24 protein-coding genes are annotated in these 21,353 nt (G+C 44.3%); 12 read left to right on the top strand and 12 right to left on the bottom strand.

Annotated elements, in window-relative coordinates:
* Window positions 1–90: 90 nt before the first annotated feature.
* Entirely contained in the window at window positions 91–2,235 is a 2,145-nt protein-coding gene (locus tag UJ203_RS07970) for a PBP1A family penicillin-binding protein (RefSeq protein ID WP_322009741.1), read from the bottom strand.
* A gap of 121 nt (window positions 2,236–2,356) precedes the next feature.
* Here UJ203_RS07970 and hmoB point away from each other — a divergent pair, with 121 nt between their 5' ends.
* The 4 genes from hmoB (at window position 2,357) to UJ203_RS07950 (ending at window position 5,952) form a co-directional block, all read left to right on the top strand.
* On the top strand, window positions 2,357–2,857 hold the full coding sequence (gene hmoB, locus UJ203_RS07965; RefSeq protein ID WP_044156545.1) for a heme-degrading oxygenase HmoB: 501 nt from the start codon (window positions 2,357–2,359) through the stop codon (window positions 2,855–2,857).
* Between the two features lie 49 nt (window positions 2,858–2,906).
* The gene (locus tag UJ203_RS07960) at window positions 2,907–3,221 is read left to right on the top strand and encodes a hypothetical protein (RefSeq protein ID WP_322009736.1); all 315 of its coding nucleotides are present in this window, start codon (window positions 2,907–2,909) and stop codon (window positions 3,219–3,221) included.
* A gap of 79 nt (window positions 3,222–3,300) precedes the next feature.
* Window positions 3,301–4,689 (top strand): hypothetical protein, encoded by a 1,389-nt coding sequence (locus UJ203_RS07955; RefSeq protein WP_322009735.1) that lies wholly within the window; start codon window positions 3,301–3,303, stop codon window positions 4,687–4,689.
* 72 nt (window positions 4,690–4,761) lie between these two features.
* On the top strand, window positions 4,762–5,952 hold the full coding sequence (locus UJ203_RS07950) for a M20 family metallopeptidase (protein ID WP_105990523.1): 1,191 nt from the start codon (window positions 4,762–4,764) through the stop codon (window positions 5,950–5,952).
* A gap of 16 nt (window positions 5,953–5,968) precedes the next feature.
* Here UJ203_RS07950 and UJ203_RS07945 read toward each other — a convergent pair whose 3' ends face one another.
* Genes UJ203_RS07945 through ecsA form a run of 3 tightly spaced genes read right to left on the bottom strand, consistent with a single transcriptional unit; the run spans window position 5,969 to window position 8,661 of the window.
* A complete protein-coding gene (locus UJ203_RS07945) occupies window positions 5,969–6,676 on the bottom strand; it encodes an EcsC family protein (RefSeq protein WP_106020623.1) in 708 nt (235 codons plus the stop codon).
* A gap of 22 nt (window positions 6,677–6,698) precedes the next feature.
* Entirely contained in the window at window positions 6,699–7,925 is a 1,227-nt protein-coding gene (locus tag UJ203_RS07940; RefSeq protein WP_322009728.1) for an ABC transporter permease, read from the bottom strand.
* Window positions 7,918–8,661: an ABC transporter ATP-binding protein EcsA gene (ecsA, locus tag UJ203_RS07935; protein ID WP_024120782.1), complete on the bottom strand. Its 744-nt coding sequence runs from the start codon at window positions 8,659–8,661 to the stop codon at window positions 7,918–7,920. The genes UJ203_RS07940 and ecsA overlap by 8 nt, the downstream gene beginning before the upstream one ends.
* 491 nt (window positions 8,662–9,152) lie before the next feature.
* Here ecsA and UJ203_RS07930 point away from each other — a divergent pair, with 491 nt between their 5' ends.
* The 3 genes from UJ203_RS07930 (at window position 9,153) to trpP (ending at window position 11,459) form a co-directional block, all read left to right on the top strand.
* Window positions 9,153–9,590, top strand: a complete 438-nt coding sequence (locus UJ203_RS07930; RefSeq protein WP_003327743.1) for an HIT family protein — start codon at window positions 9,153–9,155, stop codon at window positions 9,588–9,590.
* A gap of 147 nt (window positions 9,591–9,737) precedes the next feature.
* Entirely contained in the window at window positions 9,738–10,817 is a 1,080-nt protein-coding gene (gene serC, locus UJ203_RS07925) for a 3-phosphoserine/phosphohydroxythreonine transaminase (RefSeq protein ID WP_202852698.1), read from the top strand.
* A gap of 123 nt (window positions 10,818–10,940) precedes the next feature.
* A complete protein-coding gene (gene trpP / locus UJ203_RS07920; RefSeq protein ID WP_105955310.1) occupies window positions 10,941–11,459 on the top strand; it encodes a tryptophan transporter TrpP in 519 nt (172 codons plus the stop codon).
* A gap of 74 nt (window positions 11,460–11,533) precedes the next feature.
* Here trpP and UJ203_RS07915 read toward each other — a convergent pair whose 3' ends face one another.
* A complete protein-coding gene (locus tag UJ203_RS07915) occupies window positions 11,534–11,725 on the bottom strand; it encodes a hypothetical protein (protein WP_024120779.1) in 192 nt (63 codons plus the stop codon).
* 127 nt (window positions 11,726–11,852) lie between these two features.
* Between UJ203_RS07915 and UJ203_RS07910 the strand changes: the two genes are divergently transcribed.
* Together UJ203_RS07910 and UJ203_RS07905 are read left to right on the top strand one after the other, a co-directional pair.
* Entirely contained in the window at window positions 11,853–12,209 is a 357-nt protein-coding gene (locus UJ203_RS07910) for a YtxH domain-containing protein (protein ID WP_024120778.1), read from the top strand.
* Between the two features lie 177 nt (window positions 12,210–12,386).
* Window positions 12,387–12,998 (top strand): HTH-type transcriptional regulator Hpr, encoded by a 612-nt coding sequence (locus UJ203_RS07905; RefSeq protein WP_024120777.1) that lies wholly within the window; start codon window positions 12,387–12,389, stop codon window positions 12,996–12,998.
* Here the strand turns inward: UJ203_RS07905 and UJ203_RS07900 are convergent.
* A complete protein-coding gene (locus tag UJ203_RS07900) occupies window positions 12,995–13,336 on the bottom strand; it encodes a YhaI family protein (RefSeq protein WP_305935157.1) in 342 nt (113 codons plus the stop codon). The genes UJ203_RS07905 and UJ203_RS07900 overlap by 4 nt on opposite strands.
* Before the next feature lie 207 nt (window positions 13,337–13,543).
* Between UJ203_RS07900 and UJ203_RS07895 the strand changes: the two genes are divergently transcribed.
* Window positions 13,544–14,062: a DUF3267 domain-containing protein gene (locus UJ203_RS07895; RefSeq protein WP_024120775.1), complete on the top strand. Its 519-nt coding sequence runs from the start codon at window positions 13,544–13,546 to the stop codon at window positions 14,060–14,062.
* Window positions 14,063–14,133: 71 nt separating this feature from the next.
* Window positions 14,134–14,352: a hypothetical protein gene (locus UJ203_RS07890; RefSeq protein WP_081638266.1), complete on the top strand. Its 219-nt coding sequence runs from the start codon at window positions 14,134–14,136 to the stop codon at window positions 14,350–14,352.
* Between the two features lie 70 nt (window positions 14,353–14,422).
* Here the strand turns inward: UJ203_RS07890 and yhzE2 are convergent, their stop codons facing one another.
* Both yhzE2 and yhzE1 read right to left on the bottom strand, forming a co-directional pair.
* Window positions 14,423–14,509, bottom strand: a complete 87-nt coding sequence (gene yhzE2 / locus UJ203_RS07885) for a sporulation protein YhzE2 (RefSeq protein WP_003155248.1) — start codon at window positions 14,507–14,509, stop codon at window positions 14,423–14,425.
* 125 nt (window positions 14,510–14,634) lie between these two features.
* A complete protein-coding gene (yhzE1, locus tag UJ203_RS07880; protein WP_003327753.1) occupies window positions 14,635–14,721 on the bottom strand; it encodes a sporulation protein YhzE1 in 87 nt (28 codons plus the stop codon).
* 158 nt (window positions 14,722–14,879) lie between these two features.
* On the opposite strand from yhzE1, the gene UJ203_RS07875 reads away from it, so the two are divergent.
* Window positions 14,880–15,755: a peptidylprolyl isomerase gene (locus UJ203_RS07875; RefSeq protein ID WP_322009711.1), complete on the top strand. Its 876-nt coding sequence runs from the start codon at window positions 14,880–14,882 to the stop codon at window positions 15,753–15,755.
* A gap of 44 nt (window positions 15,756–15,799) precedes the next feature.
* On the opposite strand, the gene UJ203_RS07870 is transcribed toward UJ203_RS07875, so the two are convergent.
* The 4 genes from UJ203_RS07870 to UJ203_RS07855 all read right to left on the bottom strand — a co-directional run bounded on the left by UJ203_RS07870 (window position 15,800) and on the right by UJ203_RS07855 (window position 21,283).
* Window positions 15,800–16,012, bottom strand: a complete 213-nt coding sequence (locus UJ203_RS07870) for a sporulation YhaL family protein (RefSeq protein WP_010333590.1) — start codon at window positions 16,010–16,012, stop codon at window positions 15,800–15,802.
* A gap of 124 nt (window positions 16,013–16,136) precedes the next feature.
* Window positions 16,137–17,081: a 3'-5' exoribonuclease YhaM gene (gene yhaM / locus UJ203_RS07865; protein WP_322009708.1), complete on the bottom strand. Its 945-nt coding sequence runs from the start codon at window positions 17,079–17,081 to the stop codon at window positions 16,137–16,139.
* Between the two features lie 73 nt (window positions 17,082–17,154).
* Window positions 17,155–20,052 (bottom strand): ATP-binding protein, encoded by a 2,898-nt coding sequence (locus tag UJ203_RS07860; RefSeq protein WP_322009706.1) that lies wholly within the window; start codon window positions 20,050–20,052, stop codon window positions 17,155–17,157.
* 4 nt (window positions 20,053–20,056) lie between these two features.
* The gene (locus UJ203_RS07855; RefSeq protein ID WP_322009703.1) at window positions 20,057–21,283 is read right to left on the bottom strand and encodes a DNA repair exonuclease; all 1,227 of its coding nucleotides are present in this window, start codon (window positions 21,281–21,283) and stop codon (window positions 20,057–20,059) included.
* Window positions 21,284–21,353 lie beyond the last annotated feature (70 nt).

The raw sequence follows: 21,353 nt of genomic DNA, 5'->3' as shown, positions 1-21,353 counted from the left end.
CGTTCGTGTTCCTTGACCATTACACTATACCTCGTTTTGGGCAAATGGTATAGAAATGCGGCTCAAAGTTCAAAAAATCGCCGAATTCCATTAAGAGGAAAACAGTTTCGGCTGAACGTAATCGGTTCCTTCTCCTTCTATTTTTGTCTGTGTATTATAAGGCACCACTTTATAGGAAGCGCCCGAAAACAAATTAGCATATGGGATCTCATAGCTTCCCTTTCCTTCAACAGAATCAAGAAGCGTTTCCTTGCCGTCCTTATTTACATAAATTCTGTACACTGCCCGATCATCCTCTTGCGCATCCCATTTTAATTCAATCGTAAACAGCCCCGCTGCCCTAAATGTATAGTCAGCCGTCAGCGTTTTGACAGGCTCAAGCTCAATTGGGCTTTCAAGTTCTTTTACTTTTTTAGGCTTCGCAAACGCAGAACCCGTTTCTCCAGCCTGTGTCAAAATATCCTTAAACATTCTGGTCGGATATGCGCTTCCGCCTTTTAAGTAATGGTTTTGATCTGTTTTGTCATAGCCCATCCAGACAGCTCCCGTTATGTTCGGCGTATAGCCTGCAAACCAGGCATCCTTTGTTGCGCCGGAAACGCCTGTATATGAAGTAGAACCGGTTTTCCCGGCAAGATCGCCGTGATAGGCGCCGGACGTTGCTGTTCCCTTCTTAACCACCTGCTGAAGCATTCTCGTCATGTTCCAAGACGTCTGTTTGCTGAATACTCGTTTTCCTTCTTCTTTATGATCGGCTATTGTTTCCCCGTCTTCATCTGTTATGTTTGAAATAAAGTACGGCTCGGTGTATGTTCCATTCGCGGCAAACGTATGAAAAGCGCCGGCAAGCTGGAGGGGTGATACGCCTTTTTCCAAACCGCCGAGAGCCAGAGCAAGCCCTTCATCCGGTATATCAATGCCGTTTGCCTTCAAATAAGATTTCCCCGTTTCCACACCGATCTCATTCAGTGTCCACACTGCCGGCGCGTTTTTGCTGTAAGTGATGGCATCAGACATCGTGACTTCCCCTTCATAACGGCCGTCATAGTTTTTCGGTGTGTAATCTCCATAGGATTGTAATTCATCCTTTAACAGAGAGTACGGCTTAAATTTCTTTTCCTGCATCGCCGGTCCGTATACGGCCAGCGGCTTAAACGTTGACCCCGGCTGGCGCACGGCTGTCACACGATTATATCCTTTAGCCGTGTAATCTCTTCCGCCGATCGCCGCTTCCACACCGCCCGTTTTATTGTTGATAAAGACTGCGCTTCCTTCAGCATCTTGATCTGTTCCGGGGTAATAGCTGCCTTCCTTCATGACTTGATATGCCGTTTTTTGCAGTTTTGAATCAAGCGGCACCTTAATCGTGTACCCGCCTTGAAGCAGCTGCTCTCCGGAAATGGAATACTTGTCCTCCGCTTCTTGGATCACAAGGTCAATATAGCTGTCAAACCAAGGTGTTTCCGACTGTTTTTTCACGTTCAGCCCGAGCGTCCTCCCCTGCGCGCTGACAGCCTCTTTCGCACTGATATAGCCTTGGTCATTCATCATGCCGAGAATCGTATCACGCCGCTCCTTGCTTTTATCAGGATGCAAAACAGGAGAATACGTAGAAGGCGCCTTCGGAATAGCAGCCAAGACCGCGCCTTCTGACACGGTTAAATCTTTAACTTCCTTATTAAAATAATAATGGGATGCAGCTTGAATTCCATAAACCCCGTGTCCGAAGTATAGCTGGTTCAGATACATTTCCAGCAGCTTGTCCTTGCTGTAATCCCGTTCAAGGTTGATCGCTATGATCACTTCTTTCGTTTTTCTTAAAAACGTTTTGTCATGTGTCAGAAAAATATTTTTGGCAAGCTGCTGTGTGATCGTGCTCGCGCCTTCTACTTTTCCTCCTGCTAATATATCGCGGTACACCGCTCTTCCGACAGATTTCACATCGATACCGTGGTGTTCATAAAATCTCTTATCTTCCACTGAGATAAACGCTTCTCTGACCTCTTTCGGAATTTCATTGATAGAGACCGGTTCACGATTTTCTGTATACAGACTTGCGACCTCATCCCCGTTTTGGTCAACAATTTTTGAAGATGCGTGAAGGATCAGCTTCTTTTCATCTATGACATAATGACCGAGAAAAATGATTGAAATATATCCTATTAAAGCGAGAAAAGCAGTTAACACTAAAATAATGATGGGAATGAAAAGTTTCTTTTTCTTTATCTTAAACATGAACTCACCTCGCCTTTCTAAAGGTAGTATGGGAAAAATTGTTTGGATTTATGTTTGAAGCAGTCGCCAATAGAAACTTATACCATTGTTTTGATATACTAGCAAGCAGGAGGTGGCTGATATGAAGGTTTATATTACATATGGGACAGCCGATTTTTTGAAAAACATCGTGCAAAAACATTCCTCGGAAAATATGCTTTTGATGCAGGGACAGGAAAATGCGATTTTAATTCACGAAACAAACGGAGAAACGGTTTTTCAGGCCCCCCATTCCTATGAAGTCATTGACCAAGTCGGGGACATGAAGCATCCCGGTTTCGCAGTATTGAACAATATAGCCGTCACACAGGAAGGACGGCCGCTGTTTGAAAACAGATTTAAAAACAGAGCGGGAAAAGTCGAAAACGAGCCCGGTTTTGAAGCCATTCGTGTCCTGCGTCCGCTTGACAGCGACACGTACGTCATTCTCACCTTGTGGGAAACAGAAAGAGCCTTCCAAGACTGGCAGCAGTCAGGCTCATACAAAGAAGCCCACAAAAAACGCGGCACGTCTGCCGGAGTTGACACAACGTCTATTTTCTCCCGGCCTTCGTATGTCACCACATATGTTGCTGTCGAATAGCTGCCGGAATGTCCGGCAGCTTTTTTTTGGCGAAAGGGAGGGAAGCAAGATGAAGTATATTTGCCCAGTCTGCGGGTTTAAAGGGCTGACAGAACTGGCATATGATGATCAAGGGAATCACTCCTATGAAATCTGCTCGTGCTGCGGCTTCCAATTCGGATACGACGATTTTGAAATGACGCGTGAGGACGGTTCATATGTAGAGCCTTTGGAAAGCATAATCGCCTACCGAAAAAACTGGCTTGCTGCCGGTGCCGTTATTTTTTCACCCGAATGCTACCCGCAGCATCAGCAGCAGGCTAAAAAAGTATTGAAGCACGAGTTGATCGAGCAGCTAAAACATATTCATGTCTATCTGAAGTAATATCTGCGGTCAGATGCTATCTGTCCCGGCACCTTCCGCCCGCCTATGAATAATCTGTAGGAAGCGGAAGGAGTGATCAATGATGGAAATCGGGATTATGTCTGTTCATGTTCTTTATGTGTTTTTTATTGGAGCGATCATTCTTTTTATGCTGCTGCGAAAAGATACAACCTTTATTTCGTTATTTGGGATTTTCATCATTTCGTTATGGGCCAGCCATTCGCTTTCAGCTTCGGTCAGCAGTTTATTCCACAGCTTCATCTATGCGGCATCTGAGCTGCTTCCTACGATTTTCATCATTTGTTTTATCGTGTCTATGAGTGATGTGTTAACGAAAACAGGAATAAATGAAGCGATGATTTCTCCTTTTGTCCGTCTTGTGAAAGGTCCTGTAATTGCATACTGGCTGATTGGCGGACTGATGTTTGCCATTTCTCTATTCTTCTGGCCTTCGCCGGGTGTCGCTTTAATCGGCGCCGTTCTGCTTCCGGCAGCCGCCCGTGCCGGCCTGCCGCCTATTGCTGCCGCTATGGCAATGAATTTATTCGGGCACGGCTTTGCTCTTTCAGGAGACTTTGTCATTCAGGCAGCGCCAAAACTGACAGCTGATGCAGCAGGCATCCCTGTCGGTGATGTCATTTCAGCAAGCATTCCGCTCGTTCTGATTATGGGCGTGACCACAACAACTGCCGCTTTCTTTATGATTCAGCGTGAACGCAAAAAACAATTGCGGCCCGCTTCTTTTTCCCCGATGTCAGAAGAACATGACACTTCAATGTATTTGCCGAAACGTCTTCGGTCAATGCTGGCTCTTTTGATTCCTCTTGTATTTGCAGCTGATATCGCGTGCATGGTCATATTCAACCTTCAAGGAAATGATGCAACCGCGTTAATTGGCGGATCGGCCATTTGCATCCTGCTGATCGTCCATTTCCTTGTGTATAAACAGAAAGGGCTTGAAAAAATTAATGGATATTTTATCGAGGGGTTTCAATTCGGCTTTAAGGTTTTCGGTCCCGTCATTCCAATTGCCGCTTTCTTTTATCTTGGTGATTCCGGCTATGAGAGCATATTGGGTACTGAACTCCCTAAACATTCACACGGCATTGTCAATGATCTCGGCATCGCCTTATCTCACGCGATGCCTATGTCTAAGGAGCTTGCCGCCGCAGCCTTGACTGCCGCTGGAGCCGTAACCGGACTCGATGGTTCAGGTTTTTCAGGCATTTCCCTCGCCGGCTCCATCGCCAAGCTCTTTTCATCCGCTCTCCATGCTGACCCAGCCGTCCTGACAGCACTCGGGCAAATATCAGCCATCTGGGTGGGCGGCGGTACGCTTATTCCATGGGCGCTCATTCCCGCCGCAGCCATTTGCAAGGTCGATCCATTTGAGCTTGCCAGAAAGAACTTCCTCCCCGTTGTGATCGGGCTTTCGGTGACAACCATTGCAGCGATGATCATGCTTTGAAACCCGACCAGTTGAAATATTCAGACTTTTTCTATACAATCATGGAAAAGCTTAGAAAAGGGGGAAGCGGCTATGTCCATAAAGACGCTGCAAAAAGAGATAAACAAACAGCTCGACAGCTGTTTCGATGAAATGGTGGAAATCAGGCGCCATTTCCATATGTACCCTGAACTTTCCAATCAGGAAGAAAAAACTGCCGCTTTTATTGCTTCCTATTACGAATCGTTAGGAGTCCCGATCCGCACCAAAGTCGGCGGCAATGGGGTTCTGGCTTATATTGAAGGCAGCGAACCCGGTCCTGCTGTCGCATTGCGGGCCGATTTTGACGCCCTTCCCATCCAGGATGAAAAAGATGTTCCTTACGCCTCCAAAGTGCCCGGTGTCATGCATGCATGCGGCCATGACGGCCATACAGCAGCTCTGCTTGCCGTCGGAAAGGTGCTTTTTCAGAACAGGCATGATCTGAAAGGAACGTTTATTATGATCCACCAGCACGCTGAGGAGTACGCGCCAGGGGGCGCAAAACCGATGATTGAGGACGGCTGTCTTGAAAACGCAGACGTCATATTCGGCACCCATCTTTGGGCGACTGAGCCGATCGGTACCATTCTCTGCCGCTCCGGCGCCGTAATGGCCGCAGCTGACAGATTTACAATCAGCATTCACGGAAAGGGCGGCCATGGCGCTCACCCCCATGATACAAAAGACGCCGTCCTGATCGGCTCGCAAATCGTTTCCTCGCTGCAGCATATTGTCAGCCGCAAAGTCAATCCGATTCACTCCGCTGTCATATCGACAGGCTCTTTCATGGCTGATAACCCGTTTAATGTGATTGCAGACCATGCAACTCTCATTGGCACAGCTCGTTCGTTTAATGAAAATGTCCGCGACACTCTGGAAAAAGAAATCGAAGCTGTTGTAAAAGGTGTGTGCAGCATGCACGGCGCTTCCTATGACTACAACTATGAACGCGGCTACCCGGCGGTAGTCAATCACCCTGCGGAGACCGACCATCTGGTAAACGTCGCAAAAACCACAGACGGCGTTCAACAGGTTCTTCAAGGTGAACCGCAAATGGGCGGCGAAGATTTTTCTTATTACTTACAGCATGTCAAAGGAACCTTTTTCTTTACCGGCGCCGCTCCTGAACAGCCTGAGCGTATCTTTTCCCACCACCATCCGAAATTTGATATCAATGAAAAAGCGATGCTGACTGCTGCCAAAGTGCTTGCGGGCGCTGCAATCACTTACCATTTATCATAAAAAAACAGCCGGAGTTTTACTCTCCGGCTGTTTCCTTTAATATTCTCAGATGAAAAACATGTCTTGCTGTATCTCCAAGCTGAGCAAGCAGTTTATAATTGGCAATTCCGCCGACTGCGGCCCCTACCCCTGGTAAAAGCTGAAAAAGCTTGACGACATCAATATAATCGCGATACTCCTGCTGAAACACTCTCCAGTCAATATCCTTTTTCTCCGTCTCCCAGTTTTCAATGACAGAAAAAAGCGATTTGCGGCAGTCATCACTTGAAAAAGCAAGCTGAAATACAAGAAGCAAAAACATCCTTTCTTCTGCATTCTTCACATCAAAACCGTATATCGAGGACAAAGTGAATAAACATTTCATCTTAATGGAAAGCAGCAGCGGGAAATCGGCAATACCTAAAAAAATGCCGCCCGCCCCGGTGCCGACTCCTTCAGCAGCCGCCACTTTCTGATAAGAAGCAATCGTTTTTTTCGCAAGCTCGTTTTTTTCACTGAGTGAAAGCGTGCTTGTATCCTTCTTATAAGTGATGATATTAGATCCTGCCATCGTGGCTTCCACCATTTTTTTCACGCTTTCAGTTACCGCTGCATGAATTTTTTCAGGTATCCGTTCATTCACCTTTGTTTGCACACGCTTTGAGAAGCGTTCAAACATGGAATCCTTTCGCAAAAAATGCATTTTCCATTGAAGAGCTTCCTGCATCAGCAGATTCTCGCTCATTTGACCTACCCCTTTTTTCAGCTCACAGCTTTCCGTGTTTTTTTAATCTGGCGGTCATGTAAGACGGCAGAACGCCAAAGATCAAGACGGCAGAGCCGATCAGCGCATACAGAAAACCTGCAGCGCCCGCAGCATATGCAGAGGCCGCTGCCATGAGCAGAGCCTGCACGCTAAGCGCAGTTTTTAATAGAGAGAAATAGCTTTTCAGCTTCGCTTCCTTTTTGACAGGATATAGCTCTTGAAGCGCCAGATGGTCAAAGTGGCCAAACAGCGGCAGAAGCTGAATGCCTGTGATAAAGACGGTAAACACAGTCAAAATCCCTGCGATCATCGGGCTTGCAGACGCATACATAATAATCAGCGCGAAAATAACGGTTAATCTGACTTGAATGCCCAGATAATCACTTGAACGCAAAAACGCGCGGGCAAACATATAGGCAAACGTTTTACGCTGTTCAAACGGGACAAACCGCAGCAAAAAGTCGAGATACGCTCTCCGTTTCGCTTGTTTCTTTAAATGCGGCACATCCGTAAACAGGTTGGCAATTCGGTAAAAACGCTGCTTGCGTCTCAATTCGTATTCAATATGGCTTTCCCATTTAAATGTTTTTCCTTTTGCAGCGGAAGACACATAAAGATAAAGAGCCGCCATAATGATATAGATCACAAGCGCATACACATAAACAGACTGAAAAACAAAATACAGAACGAGTGTATTAGCGGCAAAACGAATGACAAGATCCATCTGTTTCATGCTTCGGTCATTTTGAAACGTCATACGCCATTCCAAGGCCTGATTCCACGCTTTCAGCAGCAGAAGCTGTACAAATACCGCCGCGTACGACACGAGCGATGCCCCCGGCATGACAGCGAAATAAAGCGGCATCGCTACAAGGCTCAGTGCAATCAGCGGAAACAGCTGGGACACATAGCTGTAAACAAACGCCTGTCTCAAATACGGCTCCATCTTAGCCTCAAGCGGCAATAAGAAGACTAGGTCAGCCTCCTTTAAAAGCGTCCGCACATAAGATCCTGTCAGAACGAGTGAAAACAGAACGGCTATCACCCAAAAGGACGGAAAGTGAGCGGGAATGTCCCGTATCCATTTGCTGTACCAGCTCGCCGCACCTGCGATAAAAAAGATCAAAACGATAACGAGGTGATCGTTGAGCATATATTTCATGTACATTCTTGTTTCTTTAATATGCTCCTGCAGCCGTGACTGCCAAATATCCAGCATGTTATTCATGGCCAGCGTCTTCCTTTGTGAGCTCTAGATACAAATCATCCAGCGCCGCGTCCTTCATTCCAAACTGCTCTCTGAGCTCGGACAGCGTGCCGCGCGCCCGCACTTCGCCGTTATGTAAAATGATAAACGAATCACAATACCGCTCCGCCGTTGCCAGGATGTGCGTTGACATCAGCACGCTCGCCCCGCTTTTCTTCGCTTCATTCATCCGCTCAAGCAGAGCATTGATTGCCAGCGGATCAAGTCCCAGAAACGGCTCATCAATGATGTAGAGCGCAGGCTCTGCCAAAAACGCACACATGATCATAACCTTCTGCTTCATTCCTTTAGAAAAATGAGCCGGGAACCATTTCAGCCTTTTTTCCATTCGGAATTCCTTTAACAGCGGCGGCAATCTTTTTTCCATGGTTTCTTTTGAAAGGCCGTATGCCATCGCCGTCAATTCAAGGTGTTCCATCAGCGTCAGTTCTTCATATAAGACGGGTGTCTCAGGAATATAAGTGAATTGGGACCGATAGCCTTCCCGATCCTCAGCAAAGGTTTTCCCGTTTAACTCAATAGATCCTTTATGCGGGTCCATCAGCCCGATGATATGTCTGATTGTTGTACTTTTACCTGCACCATTTAAACCGATTAAACCGACAATTTGGTTCGGTTCAAGGGTGAATGACACGTTTTTCAAAACCGGATTTCTCGTATAACCGCCGGTTAAGTCTTTTACCGATAGCAGAGACATAGTTTCTCCCCTTATATTGTTTTTCTTCATAGTACCAAAAACAAAGCCTGATTTGAAACAATTCCCTTTTAACAAATGATGAATTTGCTGTAATAAAGAGACAGGTTTCTGGACAATATAATCGTTGTAGAGGAAAAAGCATATCAACTGAAAAATGAGGTGTTTGTCAAAGACGTCTTAGGCACAGTTGGATAGAAAATAAACATGTCCTATGCTCCAAACCTTTTTGCATTCACTGAATTGATGAATCTTCATTTCTGAAGCTGACTATCAAATGAGGTGTTTATCGCAGGAATCGTTAGGCATTAAACAAGTCTTCATTTTATTGACAAATGAGGTGCTTACCAAAGGCATATCACATTTTCTTCATAAAGCTGATTCCTCTGCATTCAGGGTGAACGCTCCGCCGTTCATCCTGTTTTCTATTTTCTTCATTTCTGTGGTACGATGAGTTTATACATAAAAAAACAATTTTATAAGGAGGAACCCTCATGCATAGTGCAGAGAATTGTATTTTTTGTAAAATTATCGCCGGCGAAATCCCGTCAGCAAAGGTTTATGAAGATGAACATGTGCTGGCATTTCTCGATATCAGCCAAGTGACGAAAGGCCACACCCTCGTTATCCCGAAAACACATATTGAAAATGTTTACGAATTTACAGACGAATTAGCGAAACAATATTTTCACGCCGTTCCGAAAATTGCCCGCGCCATCAGGGATGAATTTGAACCGATCGGCTTAAATACGTTAAACAACAACGGCGAAAAAGCAGGACAATCTGTTTTCCATTACCATATGCATATTATCCCGCGCTACGGAAAAGGAGACGGATTCGGAGCAGTGTGGAAAACACATGCAGATGATTACAAACCGGAAGATCTCCAAGACATTTCTTCATCCATTGCCAAACGCCTGGCCTCATCATAAAGATGAGGTTTTTTTATTTGTGAACAATTCGCAAATATTCGTCATTTTCTTTTGATAATTCTAATTTTTTATCAAAAAAACTTAATTTTTGTGATAGGATAATTGTATTATTTATTACATTAACGTGGAAAACAGGGAGAGATCATGATGGAACGTACAACGAATTTTAACGCAGGTCCTGCAGCGCTGCCATTAGAAGTTCTGCAAACAGCACAGAAAGAGTTTATTGATTTTAATGAATCCGGCATGTCCGTAATGGAGCTTTCCCACCGCAGCAAAGAATATGAAGCGGTGCATCAAAAAGCGAAAAGCTTGCTGATTGAACTGATGGGCATCCCGGAAGACTATGACATTCTGTTTCTTCAAGGCGGGGCAAGCCTTCAATTCTCAATGCTTCCGATGAACTTTTTAACACCTGAAAAAACCGCTCATTTTGTGATGACAGGCGCTTGGTCTGAAAAAGCGCTCGCTGAAGCGAAACTGTTCGGAAACACATCTGTGACGGCGACAAGCGAATCAGACAATTACAGCTACATTCCTAAGGTTGACCTTACAGATGTAAAAGACGGCGCATATTTACATATTACATCTAACAATACGATTTTCGGCACACAGTGGCAGGAATTCCCGAATTCTCCAATTCCGCTCGTCGCTGACATGTCCAGCGATATTTTAAGCCGAAAAATTGATGTATCCAAATTTGACGTCATTTACGGCGGTGCCCAAAAAAACCTTGGCCCTTCAGGTGTTACCGTTGTCGTAATGAAAAAATCATGGCTGCAAAATGAAAATGACAACGTCCCGAAAATCCTTAAATATTCAACACATGTCAAAGCGGATTCTCTTTACAACACTCCGCCTACATTTGCCATTTATATGCTGAGCCTCGTCCTTGAGTGGCTGAAGAAAAACGGCGGAGTTGAAGCGGCTGAACAGCGCAACGAACAAAAAGCACAGGTTCTTTACAGCTGCATTGACGAAAGCAATGGCTTCTATAAAGGCCATGCCAGAAAGGACAGCCGTTCACGCATGAACGTTACCTTTACGCTCCGTGATGACGGTTTAACGAAAAAGTTCGTTCAGGAGGCAAAAGAAACAAAAATGGTAGGCCTTGGCGGACACCGTTCAGTAGGAGGCTGCCGTGCTTCCATTTATAATGCGGTGTCACTGGAAGACTGTGAAAAATTAGCTGCGTTCATGAAGAAATTCCAGCAGGAAAATGAGTAAAAAGTCTGGCTGTGCAAACCATTCGTTTGGTATACTGTTTGCATAACAAATTCTTTAAGCCTTCGCAATAAATGATGAGCATATTATTGGAGGGCAAAAAGCTTAGCAGAGGAGAGCATAGTTATGAAAACAAAAGAGTTAGTCATTATGGCTCTGTTTGCCGCAATCGGCGCAGCGCTCCATTCCATTATTCCGCCCTTTTTAGGCGGGATGAAACCAGATATGATGCTGATCATGATGTTTATGGGCATCCTTCTGTTCCCGCGGGTGCAAAATGTACTCGTTATCGGGATTGTGACCGGAATCATTTCAGCTCTTACAACCGCATTTCCGGCCGGACAGATTCCGAATATCATTGACAAACCTGTATCAGCGTTTCTGTTTTTCTTCCTGTTCCTTCTGGTCAGAAAGAGCCAGAAAACAGCTGCAGCCGCAGTGCTGACAGTCATCGGCACCATCTTATCAGGAACTGTATTTTTAACGTCAGCTTTATTTATCGTCGGTTTGCCTGGCGGTTTCGCCGCATTATTCGCCGCAGTCGTTCTGCCGGCAGCTGTATTGAATACAATTGCCATGATCATGATGTATCCGATTGTGCAAACCATTTTAAGACGCTCAAGTTTTATGGAAGCTGCAAAATAAATGTGACACAAAACCTCTTCCGCTTGGCGGGAGAGGTTTTTTTTTAAAAAGAGCCCGCAGCATGTCAGCATGTTTTAAGCGAGGAGTTTTGTGAAAAAGATAAGACATAGTGTAAAGGCGGTTCCGGTTGAACAAACAAGCGCTTTCTGCCGGATGACTTTCTTCGGCGGATAAGAAGCAGCCTGGCTGAGAAGTCTGATATAGTAAATGGCGCCTGTTGCAAAGGCAAGGGTGATGCAGGATAACACAATCATAAAGACAGACAACCTTCTCCCTCCTTTTCACTTAAAAAATATGCTAAAATAAAGCAAGCTATGTATAGAAGTTCATTCTTCGAACAAAATTGAAAAAGCTGCATGTATCATATTTCAAGAAAAAAACGGGGTGATTTTAATGGCGGACGGACGTTCTCTATTAACAGGACTATTCGTGGGCGGCATCATCGGAGGTGCTGCAGTTCTTCTATCAGCACCTTCTTCAGGTAAACAGCTGCGTGAAAAAATCAAAACCAATTGCGATTCTTTTGAAGAAACGATCAAGCGCTTAAAATCAGACGGCTTAACTTTAAAGGACCAGCTAGTGAAAGCGGCAAAAGAAAGTGCTGATGTCATTAAAGACGTGAGCGGTGAACTGCAAACCTCAATTAAAAAATGGCAGGAAGAGATCAAACCTCATCAGCAGGATCTTCAAAAAGAAATCGCCGATATTGAAGAGAAAATCAAACAGCTGGAGAAAACCTTACAAAACTAATATCCTATTCAAAGGAAAAAAGTGCGGGTCAAAACATGACCTGCACTTTTTTTATACGCAAAAGCCTTTCCTAGCAACGGCTCAAGAATTTATTAAAAAATTCTTACATTTTCATCTTTATTAATCTTTATTTTATTGGCATAATAGAGAAAAAGATAAAGAGAAGCAGGTGACGTAATGAATCAAGTGGAACCGCCTTATGATGTGAAAGAGGCTCTGGTCTTCACCCAGAAAATGGCTCAGCTTAGCAAAGCTCTTTGGAAATCGATTGAGAAGGACTGGCAGCAATGGCTCAAACCGTATGACCTGAATATTAATGAGCACCATATTTTATGGATTGCTTATCAGCTGAATGGAGCTTCCATTTCTGAAATTGCAAAGTTCGGAGTCATGCACGTTTCAACGGCATTTAACTTTTCAAAAAAGCTTGAGGAACGCGGGTATTTAAGGTTTTCAAAACGGCTGAACGATAAACGAAACACATATGTTCAGCTGACTGAGGAAGGAACTGAGGTATTCTGGAGCTTGCTTGAAGAATTTGATCCGACGCGCAACGCGGTTTTTAAAGGGTCACAGCCTCTGTATCATTTATTCGGAAAGTTCCCTGAAGTGGCAGAAATGATGTGTATGATCCGCCATATATACGGCGATGATTTTATGGAAATCTTTGAAACATCACTCACAAATATCGACAACGACTTTGAAAGCGTAAACGGAAAACTGAAGAAAAAAGCAACGGACACTGCTGCGGATGAATCAGCCGAAGAACTTGAACCTGTAAACAGTTAATCAAAGTGTCTGATAATGTCTATAAAAACTTCCATCAGTTCTTTATAAAGCCCCTGCTCATACAGGGCAAAAATCGTTTCATGAACATCTAATTTTTCGTTCAGCTGTCCGGCAAAAAGCGCAAGGAGCTTATCAAAGGTTACAAATCCTTGCGCTTTTTGTGCTGCCAGCTCCTCCGACAATTCACCGCATATGCGCACAACCTCTTCCCCTTCTTCTCTGCTCAGCCCTTTATCAATCAGCAGCGCATAGAAGGGGTACTTGTCCATATCCACTGTTTTCACTAATAATTGTATGTAATATTCCAATCGCTCAATGCGATGATCCATCGAATCCATCCACACCACTTCTTTCTATCTTTAATCTTATTTTAGCTGATAATTCACTGAGAAGAAAGTTCTAACCCCATATTTCATAGATTGTTTGCTCCTTTCAAAAAAATACCTATTGAAAGATATTTTTTCTTAAAAAAGCATTGATTTTTTTTCTTGGGAGGAGTAAATTATTTTGAGATTCTATTCAAGATGTACGGAAGGATGACTTTGATGAATTGCTGGAAAACCATAAATCTGATGAAAGATTATGGTGCCGTTCGCATAATATTGATTGCTGTGTGTTTCATGATTATGGTTTTTATATCTAACTTCTTAGCATTTGAGCTGTTGCGGCCTAAAACAAGCTTGAGCGATGAATATGTACCGCTGTTCGGCGTTTTGCTCGTCGTTATTTTATTTGTACATAAAGTCATCCATGTCCTGCCGATCATCTGCAAAAAAAGAAAAATAGAAAAAAAGATTTATATATGGCGTATGCGAACGTGGAAACGGATACCAAAAACGACGATGCTGATTTCACTGTTAAGCCCTTTTATGCTGATAACACCTGTATTATTTTACGCCGCGCTGGCGTTTCCGAATCACGCCCATTACTTCTGCATGATTTCAGGCATTCATGCAGGCTACTGTCTGCCTGACTTTTTGCTGGCTCTGAAGCTGATGCAAGCACCGAAAGCATGCTTTATCGATCAGGAAGCAGACGGCTTGGATATTTTGGTCGAAAAGTAGCGGACGCTTGGCGCTGTGCCGATTTTTCAGTTTACATTCTATCTTTTTTGATAAATATTTGGTAATGTAATATGGGAGCAGTTCAGAGAGAGGGGGAATCTCCCATCATTTTATTCTATTTTATCGTGACTGCCTTGTTTATTGTTTACTTTATAAACAGGCTCACCAATACATTATGCCTTGTCAGAGAGATTCCTGAAGAGCGCCAGGATAAGGTATTTCGATTTATCAATGTATGTATATTAATTTTACTGATCTCTTCATTTGTGGAGATATCCTTTACTGTTTAAATATGAAGGAAGTAAAGAAAGCATAGCTGCCGGTCTCGCTAGAACCGGCAGCTATGCTTTTTTGCATTGATTAGTAAAGCCAAGAAGCGCCGATGATAATCAACAAGATAAATAAGACGACCAATAAAGCGAAACCGCCTGCAAATACTTCACCCATCTTAAAAAGCACCTCCTGTAAAAAGCTTTATTTTCCAATTACATCTTATGCAGTTAATTGATGAAACGATTAGGCGCTTGTGAAAGTAAAGGATCGCTTATTCAACAAGCGATCCCTTTTGCTGCTTAGTAGATGTAAGCTGCACCTACAATGATAAGCAAAATGAACAGTACAACAAGCAAAGCGAAACCGTTTGAATATCCTCCGCTCATGTTACATACCTCCTTTTCTTGATCAATATATTTGTATGTCATCAGGAAAAGTTTGACTAGACGAATGCCCTTTATTTAAAATCTTTTTACAGAAAGCCACAATATGTTATGATACGCATAGGCAATTCAATTTGGAATGATTAGGAGTGTTTGAAACAATGAAGAAAATCGCAATAGCAGCTATCACTGCTACAAGCATCCTCGCTCTCAGTGCTTGCAGCAGCGGCGACAAAGAAGTCATCGCAAAAACAGACGCAGGCGATGTAACAAAAGGCGAACTTTACACTTACATGAAAAAAACTGCTGGTGCAAGTGCATTGACACAGCTTGCACAAGAAAAAGTATTAGACAAAAAGTATAAAGTAACTGATAAAGAAGTGGAGAATAAACTTCAAGAATACAAAACACAGCTCGGTGATCAATATTCAACCATCAAAAAACAATATGGTGAAGATTTTTTGAAGGAAACAGTTAAAATGGAATTACTTACTGAAAAAGCGGCAAAAGATAATATCAAAGTAACGGATGAAGAAGTAAAAGAATATTGGGAAAACTTAAAAGGCCAAATTCGCGCAAGCCACATCCTTGTCGCTGACAAAAAAACAGCTGAGGAAGTAGAGAAAAAGCTGAAAAAAGGCAACAAATTTGAAGACCTTGCAAAGGAATACTCTACAGACACAAGCTCAGCTACAAATGGTGGCGAACTTGGCTGGATTTCAAAAGATAACGAACAACTGGATTCCACATTCAGAAAAGCTGCATTCAAGCTGAAAACAAACGAAGTCAGCGACCCTGTGAAAACACAATTCGGCTACCATATCATCAAAAAGACTGAAGAACGCGGAAAATATGAAGATATGAAAAAAGAGCTGAAATCTGACGTTCTCGAGCAAAAACTTAATGACAACACAGCTGTGCAGGCAGCCGTTCAAAAAGTAATGAAGAAAGCTGACATCGATGTAAAGGATAAAGATTTGAAGGATACATTCAACACTTCTGCTTCTACTGGCAGTTCTTCAAACAGCTCTAAATAATAAAAAAAAGCTGTGCAGGCTCACCGGAGCTGCGCAGCTTTTTTTTATGCGATGGAATGATTTTGGTTTTCTTCCTCACGCTGCTGGGACGTGCGGCGTTCTTTTTCTTTTTCCATCCTTTCAATATAAATCTGACCTTCTTTTTCAATAAAAGACTGGTCTAACTTATCTTCCTCTTTGGCTGCTGACACCAGCTTATATGCACTGAAAATAATACCCACAATACAAAGATATACCCACCATGGAAAAAACAACACGGGCTTCTCCCCCTTTTGCATAGATTCTTTATTTTTAACCTTATGCAGGAATGAGACAGGTTATGAGCGGGAAAAGCATATCAAAAAGGACTGAGCTGAACATGTCAGCATCAGTCCTTTTTGATTATTGATGAAAAGTCGGTTTATAAAAGGAACGGTTTTCAAGTGCAAATACACGTTCAGTGTACTCACCCGGCTTCACGCGCTCCAGCGCTCTGTCCATCATATTCATTTTCGCATCCAGATTATCAATATAGTGCAAAATTTCCGCTTCTTTTACCATCGGCGGTTTTGGGCTGCCCCACTCTGCTTTGCCGTGATGGCTCAGGATCAAGTGCTGAAGGATCAACACCTCTTCAGCATCGATTTGAAGCTCCTCAGCCGCTTTTGACAGCTCTGTGACCATAATGGAAATATGGCCGAGCAGATTGCCTTCTACTGTATAGGAAGTGGAAACGGGCCCGGACAGCTCTTTCACTTTTCCGAGATCGTGAAGGATAACTCCTGCATAAAGAAGATCACGGTCAAGAGACGGATATAAATCAGCAATGGCTTTTGCCAGATCCAGCATAGAGACGACGTGATACGCTAAACCTGAGACAAACTCGTGATGATTTTTCGTAGCCGCCGGGTAATCCATAAATTCTGCTTCGTGCTTTTTGACCAAATATCTTGTTATCCGCTGGATATTTGGATTTTTCATTTCAAATATATATTGAGTGATGGTATCCAGCATTTCATTTTTCGGAATCGGCGCAGTTTCCAAAAAATCATCAATATTGACGTTTTCATTCTCGCTCACCGGTCTGATATTTCTCAGCTTCAGCTGGGTGCGTCCGCGGTAATGGTGGACATCCCCCACAACCTTAACGATCGTCTGCGGCGCATAGGTTACTTCATCACTTTGCTTGGCATCCCACAGCTTGGCTTCAATATCACCCGACTGGTCTTGAAGCATCAGCGTTAAAAACGGTTTTCCATTGCTTGCAATCCCTTTTGTTAAGGATTTGATCAATAGATATTGGTCAACCTGTTCGCCAACCTCATGTAGCATAATCCCTTTAGCCATACTATTAAAGCTCCCTCCATATCTTACATAATATCAGTATATCACATACCGATTTTCAGCTATATTACCTCATTTATGATACTAAATGGATGATTTGATCACTTTGAAACGCATTTTTTACATGTTCATGGCATGTAAAATAGAAAATCTGCCGTTCTCCTCCTGATAAAACAGCAAGCATTTCCAGCACGCGGTTCAGACGTTTCTGATCGAAATGTACAAAGCTGTCGTCGAGCTGGAATGGCAGCATTGCCCCATCCTGACGAGTAACGGCCAGAGCGAAACGAATTGCTGTATACAGCTGTTCACACGTGCCCTGAGACAGCTCTTCCGCCTGAAATACCGTTCCAGCGCTGTTCATAACCATGATGGAATCATCTGTTTCGGAAAAATAAATCGATTGATAGCTGCCGTCAGTCAGCGGGCGGAAGAATTCTCCAGCCGTCTCCAAAAGACGCGGCAGGCCGACTTTTTTATGCCGCTCCATTTTGTTTCTGATCACATGTCTGACCATTTGAATCGATGCCCATTTTTTTGCAGCTTCTTTTACACGCTCTTTTTGCATTTCAGTTTGCAATTTGAGATCTGAGACCAATCCCGAAGCCTCTAACTGTTCCTGTTTGACCAAAAGCATTGCGATTTGAGCGCGCAGCTGTTTCAGCTCCTCATCGAGCCGTTCTTTTTTTTCATGTTCCTGCAGTCGTTTTTGTTCCAATTCAGAAAGAGTGCCGGAGTCCGCCAGATGAAGTTCTGCTGAGCTGACACCTTGAAGCTGTGCATTAATGTTATACAGCCTTATTTCAGTATCCTTCAATTTCTTGCTGATGTCGGCTATGGCGAAAAACTCATTTCTGTTTTTTGCACCCGCCTCAGTGAATAATTGTTCGATCTGCGCTTGGAAATACCGTATTTCTTGCTCCAGCTCCAGTACCTGTTCTTCGTGAAATTGGATATCTGTTTCAATTTCTCTTTTTTGCTTCTCGATCTCTTTTTCACGTTCCGCATTTTTCCGCAGTGCGTGAATGACATCAGCCACGGGGGTTTGAGAATCGTTTTTGTCAGGATGCAGCATTCTGACGCGTTCCTCAAATGTCCGCCGATGCTTTTGAAGTCTCCCGGCTTCGATCGTCAGCTCATGTTTTTTCTTCACTTCTTTTTTTACATCCTTCATTACATGGTAAGCATCCAGCAAGAAGGAAGGGTCTTCCTTAAATCCGAGTTCATTCATGAATTGCTCAGCTTGGCTGAAGGAGGGAGCCATATCGGCCTCCCACTGTTCGAATTGCTGGATGATCCTTTCGTAGGCTGCCTCTTTCGGCTGGAGCTCTGCCCGCAACGATGTGAGGTGCTGTTTATTGCGGTCATCCTCCCATAACGCTTCTCTAATCGCTTCGGCTTCTCGCGGAGAAATATCCGTCTCTGGCTCTTTCCTCTCCCTTACTTCTTCAGAAGACAGCGGCTTTCTGCCAGTTGTAAAGGCATACAGCATGAGTGCAGCGCCGACGCATATGGCTGGAATCCATTGCCCCAGCAGCAGAAAGAGAACCATGAAGAGAATGCCTGCTGCAATCACGATCTTCTTTTGTTTCGCCTGCTGCCTTTCGAAGAACTTCAGCTGTTCCCTCAGTTTCATCTGCTCTTGATGCTGTCCCTGTGCTTCATCATATGCTTTAAGAGCGGCTTCTTTATCTTTTCTTTGGCTGTCTTCAAGTATAGCGGAAGATACGTCACGAACTGCCCTTTCAGCGTCTTCCAGCTCGCGCCGCGCCGCTTCAAACGCTTCATCAAGCTGTCTTTTTCTGTCTCTTGCCTGCACGTAATGCCGCACCGCCTGCTGGAGCTGCCATTCATAGTCATAGGACGTGTTCATATTCAGCAGTTCATTTTCATCTGTTTTATTCAGCTGCTCCAGCCCGGCCGCTGCCTGTGAAGAGGACTGGCGCAGCTGAGCCTGGATGGCGGCAAGCTGTTCCCCGTAGGATTGGTACATATGATACGCTGATGATAGCTCTAGGATAAGCGCTTGATTCGCCAATATATCCTCATTCGGGTTAAGCTTTTGCAGCTGTTTGTCCAACTCTGCAAGCTTTACCCGAAGCGCCTCCAGCTGTGCGGATTTCGGATGAAGATGGGATTCATACTTTTCTAAACGATGTAACCCGTCAGCAGGGAATTGCCCCGCATGCTCCGGATATTGTTCAATCTCCTGTTCCAGCGCAGTTTTTTCGATTAGCACCGGCTTCAGTTCAATGGCTCTGTCGATGTTTCGAATGTGTTCCGCAGTCTCTTTCAGCTCTGTTTCAGCAGCAGCAAGACGGGATTCGAGCGTTCTTTTCTCCTCAAGTAGCTGATGATAGCCCGCCTCCTCCGCTTCAGCCTGCTTCAGCTTTGCTGCCAGCTGCTTCAGCGTTTCCAGCTCCTGATTCAAATGAGGGTTTCGGCCGTTTGGTTTAAAGAGCCTTTCGCTTTCCTTCATCAGTCTTGAATCAAGCTTTGATACGGCTTCAGCGCCAAACAGGCTGGAAAACAGCAGGAATTCTCCAATCTTGTCCCGATTAAAGGCGTGAATTTCCTGCAACCCGAATACGTCAAACGAATAAATGGCTTTGTACAGCGCCCTGTCCGTACCCTGGAACAGCTGCTTCAGAAAGTCTTCCTGCTTTACTTCTCCGGTTTCTGTGTACACCCTTACCTTCTCAGCGGTTCCTTTCGTCCGTTCAATCTTCATCACGCCGTATTCAGGGTGCTCAGCCTCAAGAACACCGCCATACACACCGCCTGATTTCGGTTCATATTTTTTCGATTTCGGAAAACCAAACAGCATGCTTTCGATAAATGACATCATCGTCGTTTTTCCTGCCTCATTTAATCCGTAGATTAATTGGACAGGCGAGGCGGAAAAGTGAAAGGTCCGATTTGAAAATTTTCCGTATTGGTAGATATGTATTGATATGATTCGCATAGCTTTCACCGCCTCATGACTCAAGCACCTTAAGCTGTCTTTTCAATAAAACCTGTGCCTGCTCTCTTATTTCCTTTATTTCCCCTTGACTAAACCGGTCTGCGTGTCTCCTATATACAGGATGCCGCTCAAGTCCTTCCAGCACGCCTGCAAGATCAGTCTGTTCAATGTCTTCCAATAAACCGCCGAAAAAAGGATCAAGGCTCTTAAGCTCTGCTTCATTTTCCGTCTCATCTTCTAATGAGAGCGGCCAAATAAAATTATCCTCGTCCACCTCTTGCTCCTGAAAGGCTTCAAGGAGCTCGTCCAGTGAACCTCTCGGCGCATCCGATAACCATTCTGGCGCGGTCCCCTGTAATACGAGCTTCACACAAGCAGGAGTCCCTTTTTTCCGCAGCTTTGAAAACGTGTCCTCGACACTTTGAAAGAGCGCGGTCATATTCTCTATCGCTGACACATCAACTTCTGCTTTCTCCCACAGGACGTCATGCGCTTTCTTAAATTCATAGGAAATATCTCCGCGCTCCACACGGACAAGATAAAAGCCTTTATCTCCTGTCTCTTTCATATGGCGCGCTTGAGGATTTCCCGGATATATCACGGCCGGATTCCCGGCAGAAAGAACCTGGCGTTTGTGAATATGGCCAAGCGCCCAATAATCCATCCCGCTTTTCACAAGATCATCCTGAGTAAACGGGCAATATGGATCGTGTCCTTCAGATCCTGATAACGTGCCGTGGAGCATCCCGATATGAAAGGGCGCGTCAGTTGATCTCCGGTAGCGGGCGGCTTGGTTTTCCGTCGCGGCTCTGGTCTGATAGCTAAAACCGTAAATGCTTGCTGCGCGCCTGCCATCCTTATAAAACGATTTTTCTTCAGGGACTGGGGATGTAAACATGTGAACATTCTCCGGCCATTCAATCGGCGTCCATTCTCCGCCGAGATGATCATGGTTCCCAAAAATCACATAGACTGAAATCCCGTACTCTCTAAGTCTATCGAACTGTTTTTTCAAAAAGAGCTGCGCCTTTAAACTTCGATTGGCCTCATCAAACAAATCCCCCGCCAGCAAAACGAAATCAACGTTCTCTGTGATTGCAGCGTCTATAATATGTCTCACGCTTGAAAACGTGCTTTCTTTGATCCGGGCAAAAATGGGTTCCGGCAGATGCGATATCCCGTAAAACGGGCTGTCGAGATGAAGATCTGCCGCATGAATAAAGGTTAGATCAGTCAACATTCTGCTCCTTTCCAGGATGAAGTACCCTTATTTTAGCACCGATTTCTTGCGAATGCACGTTCTGTCAAAA

Source organism: Bacillus sp. V26 (genome assembly GCF_034296245.1).
GTDB lineage: Bacteria > Bacillota > Bacilli > Bacillales > Bacillaceae > Bacillus > Bacillus halotolerans.
This window is presented reverse-complemented; position numbering and strand designations above follow the sequence as displayed.

Excerpts from the sequence above, each read along its gene's own strand:
- yhzE2 (WP_003155248.1), bottom strand. The coding sequence starts at position 14,509 with ATGGGTGAAGTATTTGCAGGCGGTTTCGCTTTATTGGTCGTCTTATTT.
- UJ203_RS07930 (WP_003327743.1), top strand. The coding sequence starts at position 9,153 with ATGCATAGTGCAGAGAATTGTATTTTTTGTAAAATTATCGCCGGCGAA.
- serC (WP_202852698.1), top strand. The coding sequence starts at position 9,738 with ATGGAACGTACAACGAATTTTAACGCAGGTCCTGCAGCGCTGCCATTA.
- UJ203_RS07950 (WP_105990523.1), top strand. The coding sequence starts at position 4,762 with ATGTCCATAAAGACGCTGCAAAAAGAGATAAACAAACAGCTCGACAGC.
- UJ203_RS07905 (WP_024120777.1), top strand. The coding sequence starts at position 12,387 with ATGAATCAAGTGGAACCGCCTTATGATGTGAAAGAGGCTCTGGTCTTC.
- UJ203_RS07955 (WP_322009735.1), top strand. The coding sequence starts at position 3,301 with ATGATGGAAATCGGGATTATGTCTGTTCATGTTCTTTATGTGTTTTTT.
- UJ203_RS07970 (WP_322009741.1), bottom strand. The coding sequence starts at position 2,235 with ATGTTTAAGATAAAGAAAAAGAAACTTTTCATTCCCATCATTATTTTA.
- UJ203_RS07945 (WP_106020623.1), bottom strand. The coding sequence starts at position 6,676 with ATGAGCGAGAATCTGCTGATGCAGGAAGCTCTTCAATGGAAAATGCAT.
- UJ203_RS07910 (WP_024120778.1), top strand. The coding sequence starts at position 11,853 with ATGGCGGACGGACGTTCTCTATTAACAGGACTATTCGTGGGCGGCATC.
- ecsA (WP_024120782.1), bottom strand. The coding sequence starts at position 8,661 with ATGTCTCTGCTATCGGTAAAAGACTTAACCGGCGGTTATACGAGAAAT.
- UJ203_RS07900 (WP_305935157.1), bottom strand. The coding sequence starts at position 13,336 with ATGGATTCGATGGATCATCGCATTGAGCGATTGGAATATTACATACAA.
- UJ203_RS07895 (WP_024120775.1), top strand. The coding sequence starts at position 13,544 with ATGAATTGCTGGAAAACCATAAATCTGATGAAAGATTATGGTGCCGTT.
- UJ203_RS07940 (WP_322009728.1), bottom strand. The coding sequence starts at position 7,925 with ATGAATAACATGCTGGATATTTGGCAGTCACGGCTGCAGGAGCATATT.
- UJ203_RS07890 (WP_081638266.1), top strand. The coding sequence starts at position 14,134 with ATGGGAGCAGTTCAGAGAGAGGGGGAATCTCCCATCATTTTATTCTAT.
- trpP (WP_105955310.1), top strand. The coding sequence starts at position 10,941 with ATGAAAACAAAAGAGTTAGTCATTATGGCTCTGTTTGCCGCAATCGGC.
- yhzE1 (WP_003327753.1), bottom strand. The coding sequence starts at position 14,721 with ATGAGCGGAGGATATTCAAACGGTTTCGCTTTGCTTGTTGTACTGTTC.
- UJ203_RS07875 (WP_322009711.1), top strand. The coding sequence starts at position 14,880 with ATGAAGAAAATCGCAATAGCAGCTATCACTGCTACAAGCATCCTCGCT.
- yhaM (WP_322009708.1), bottom strand. The coding sequence starts at position 17,081 with ATGGCTAAAGGGATTATGCTACATGAGGTTGGCGAACAGGTTGACCAA.
- hmoB (WP_044156545.1), top strand. The coding sequence starts at position 2,357 with ATGAAGGTTTATATTACATATGGGACAGCCGATTTTTTGAAAAACATC.
- UJ203_RS07960 (WP_322009736.1), top strand. The coding sequence starts at position 2,907 with ATGAAGTATATTTGCCCAGTCTGCGGGTTTAAAGGGCTGACAGAACTG.
- UJ203_RS07855 (WP_322009703.1), bottom strand. The coding sequence starts at position 21,283 with ATGTTGACTGATCTAACCTTTATTCATGCGGCAGATCTTCATCTCGAC.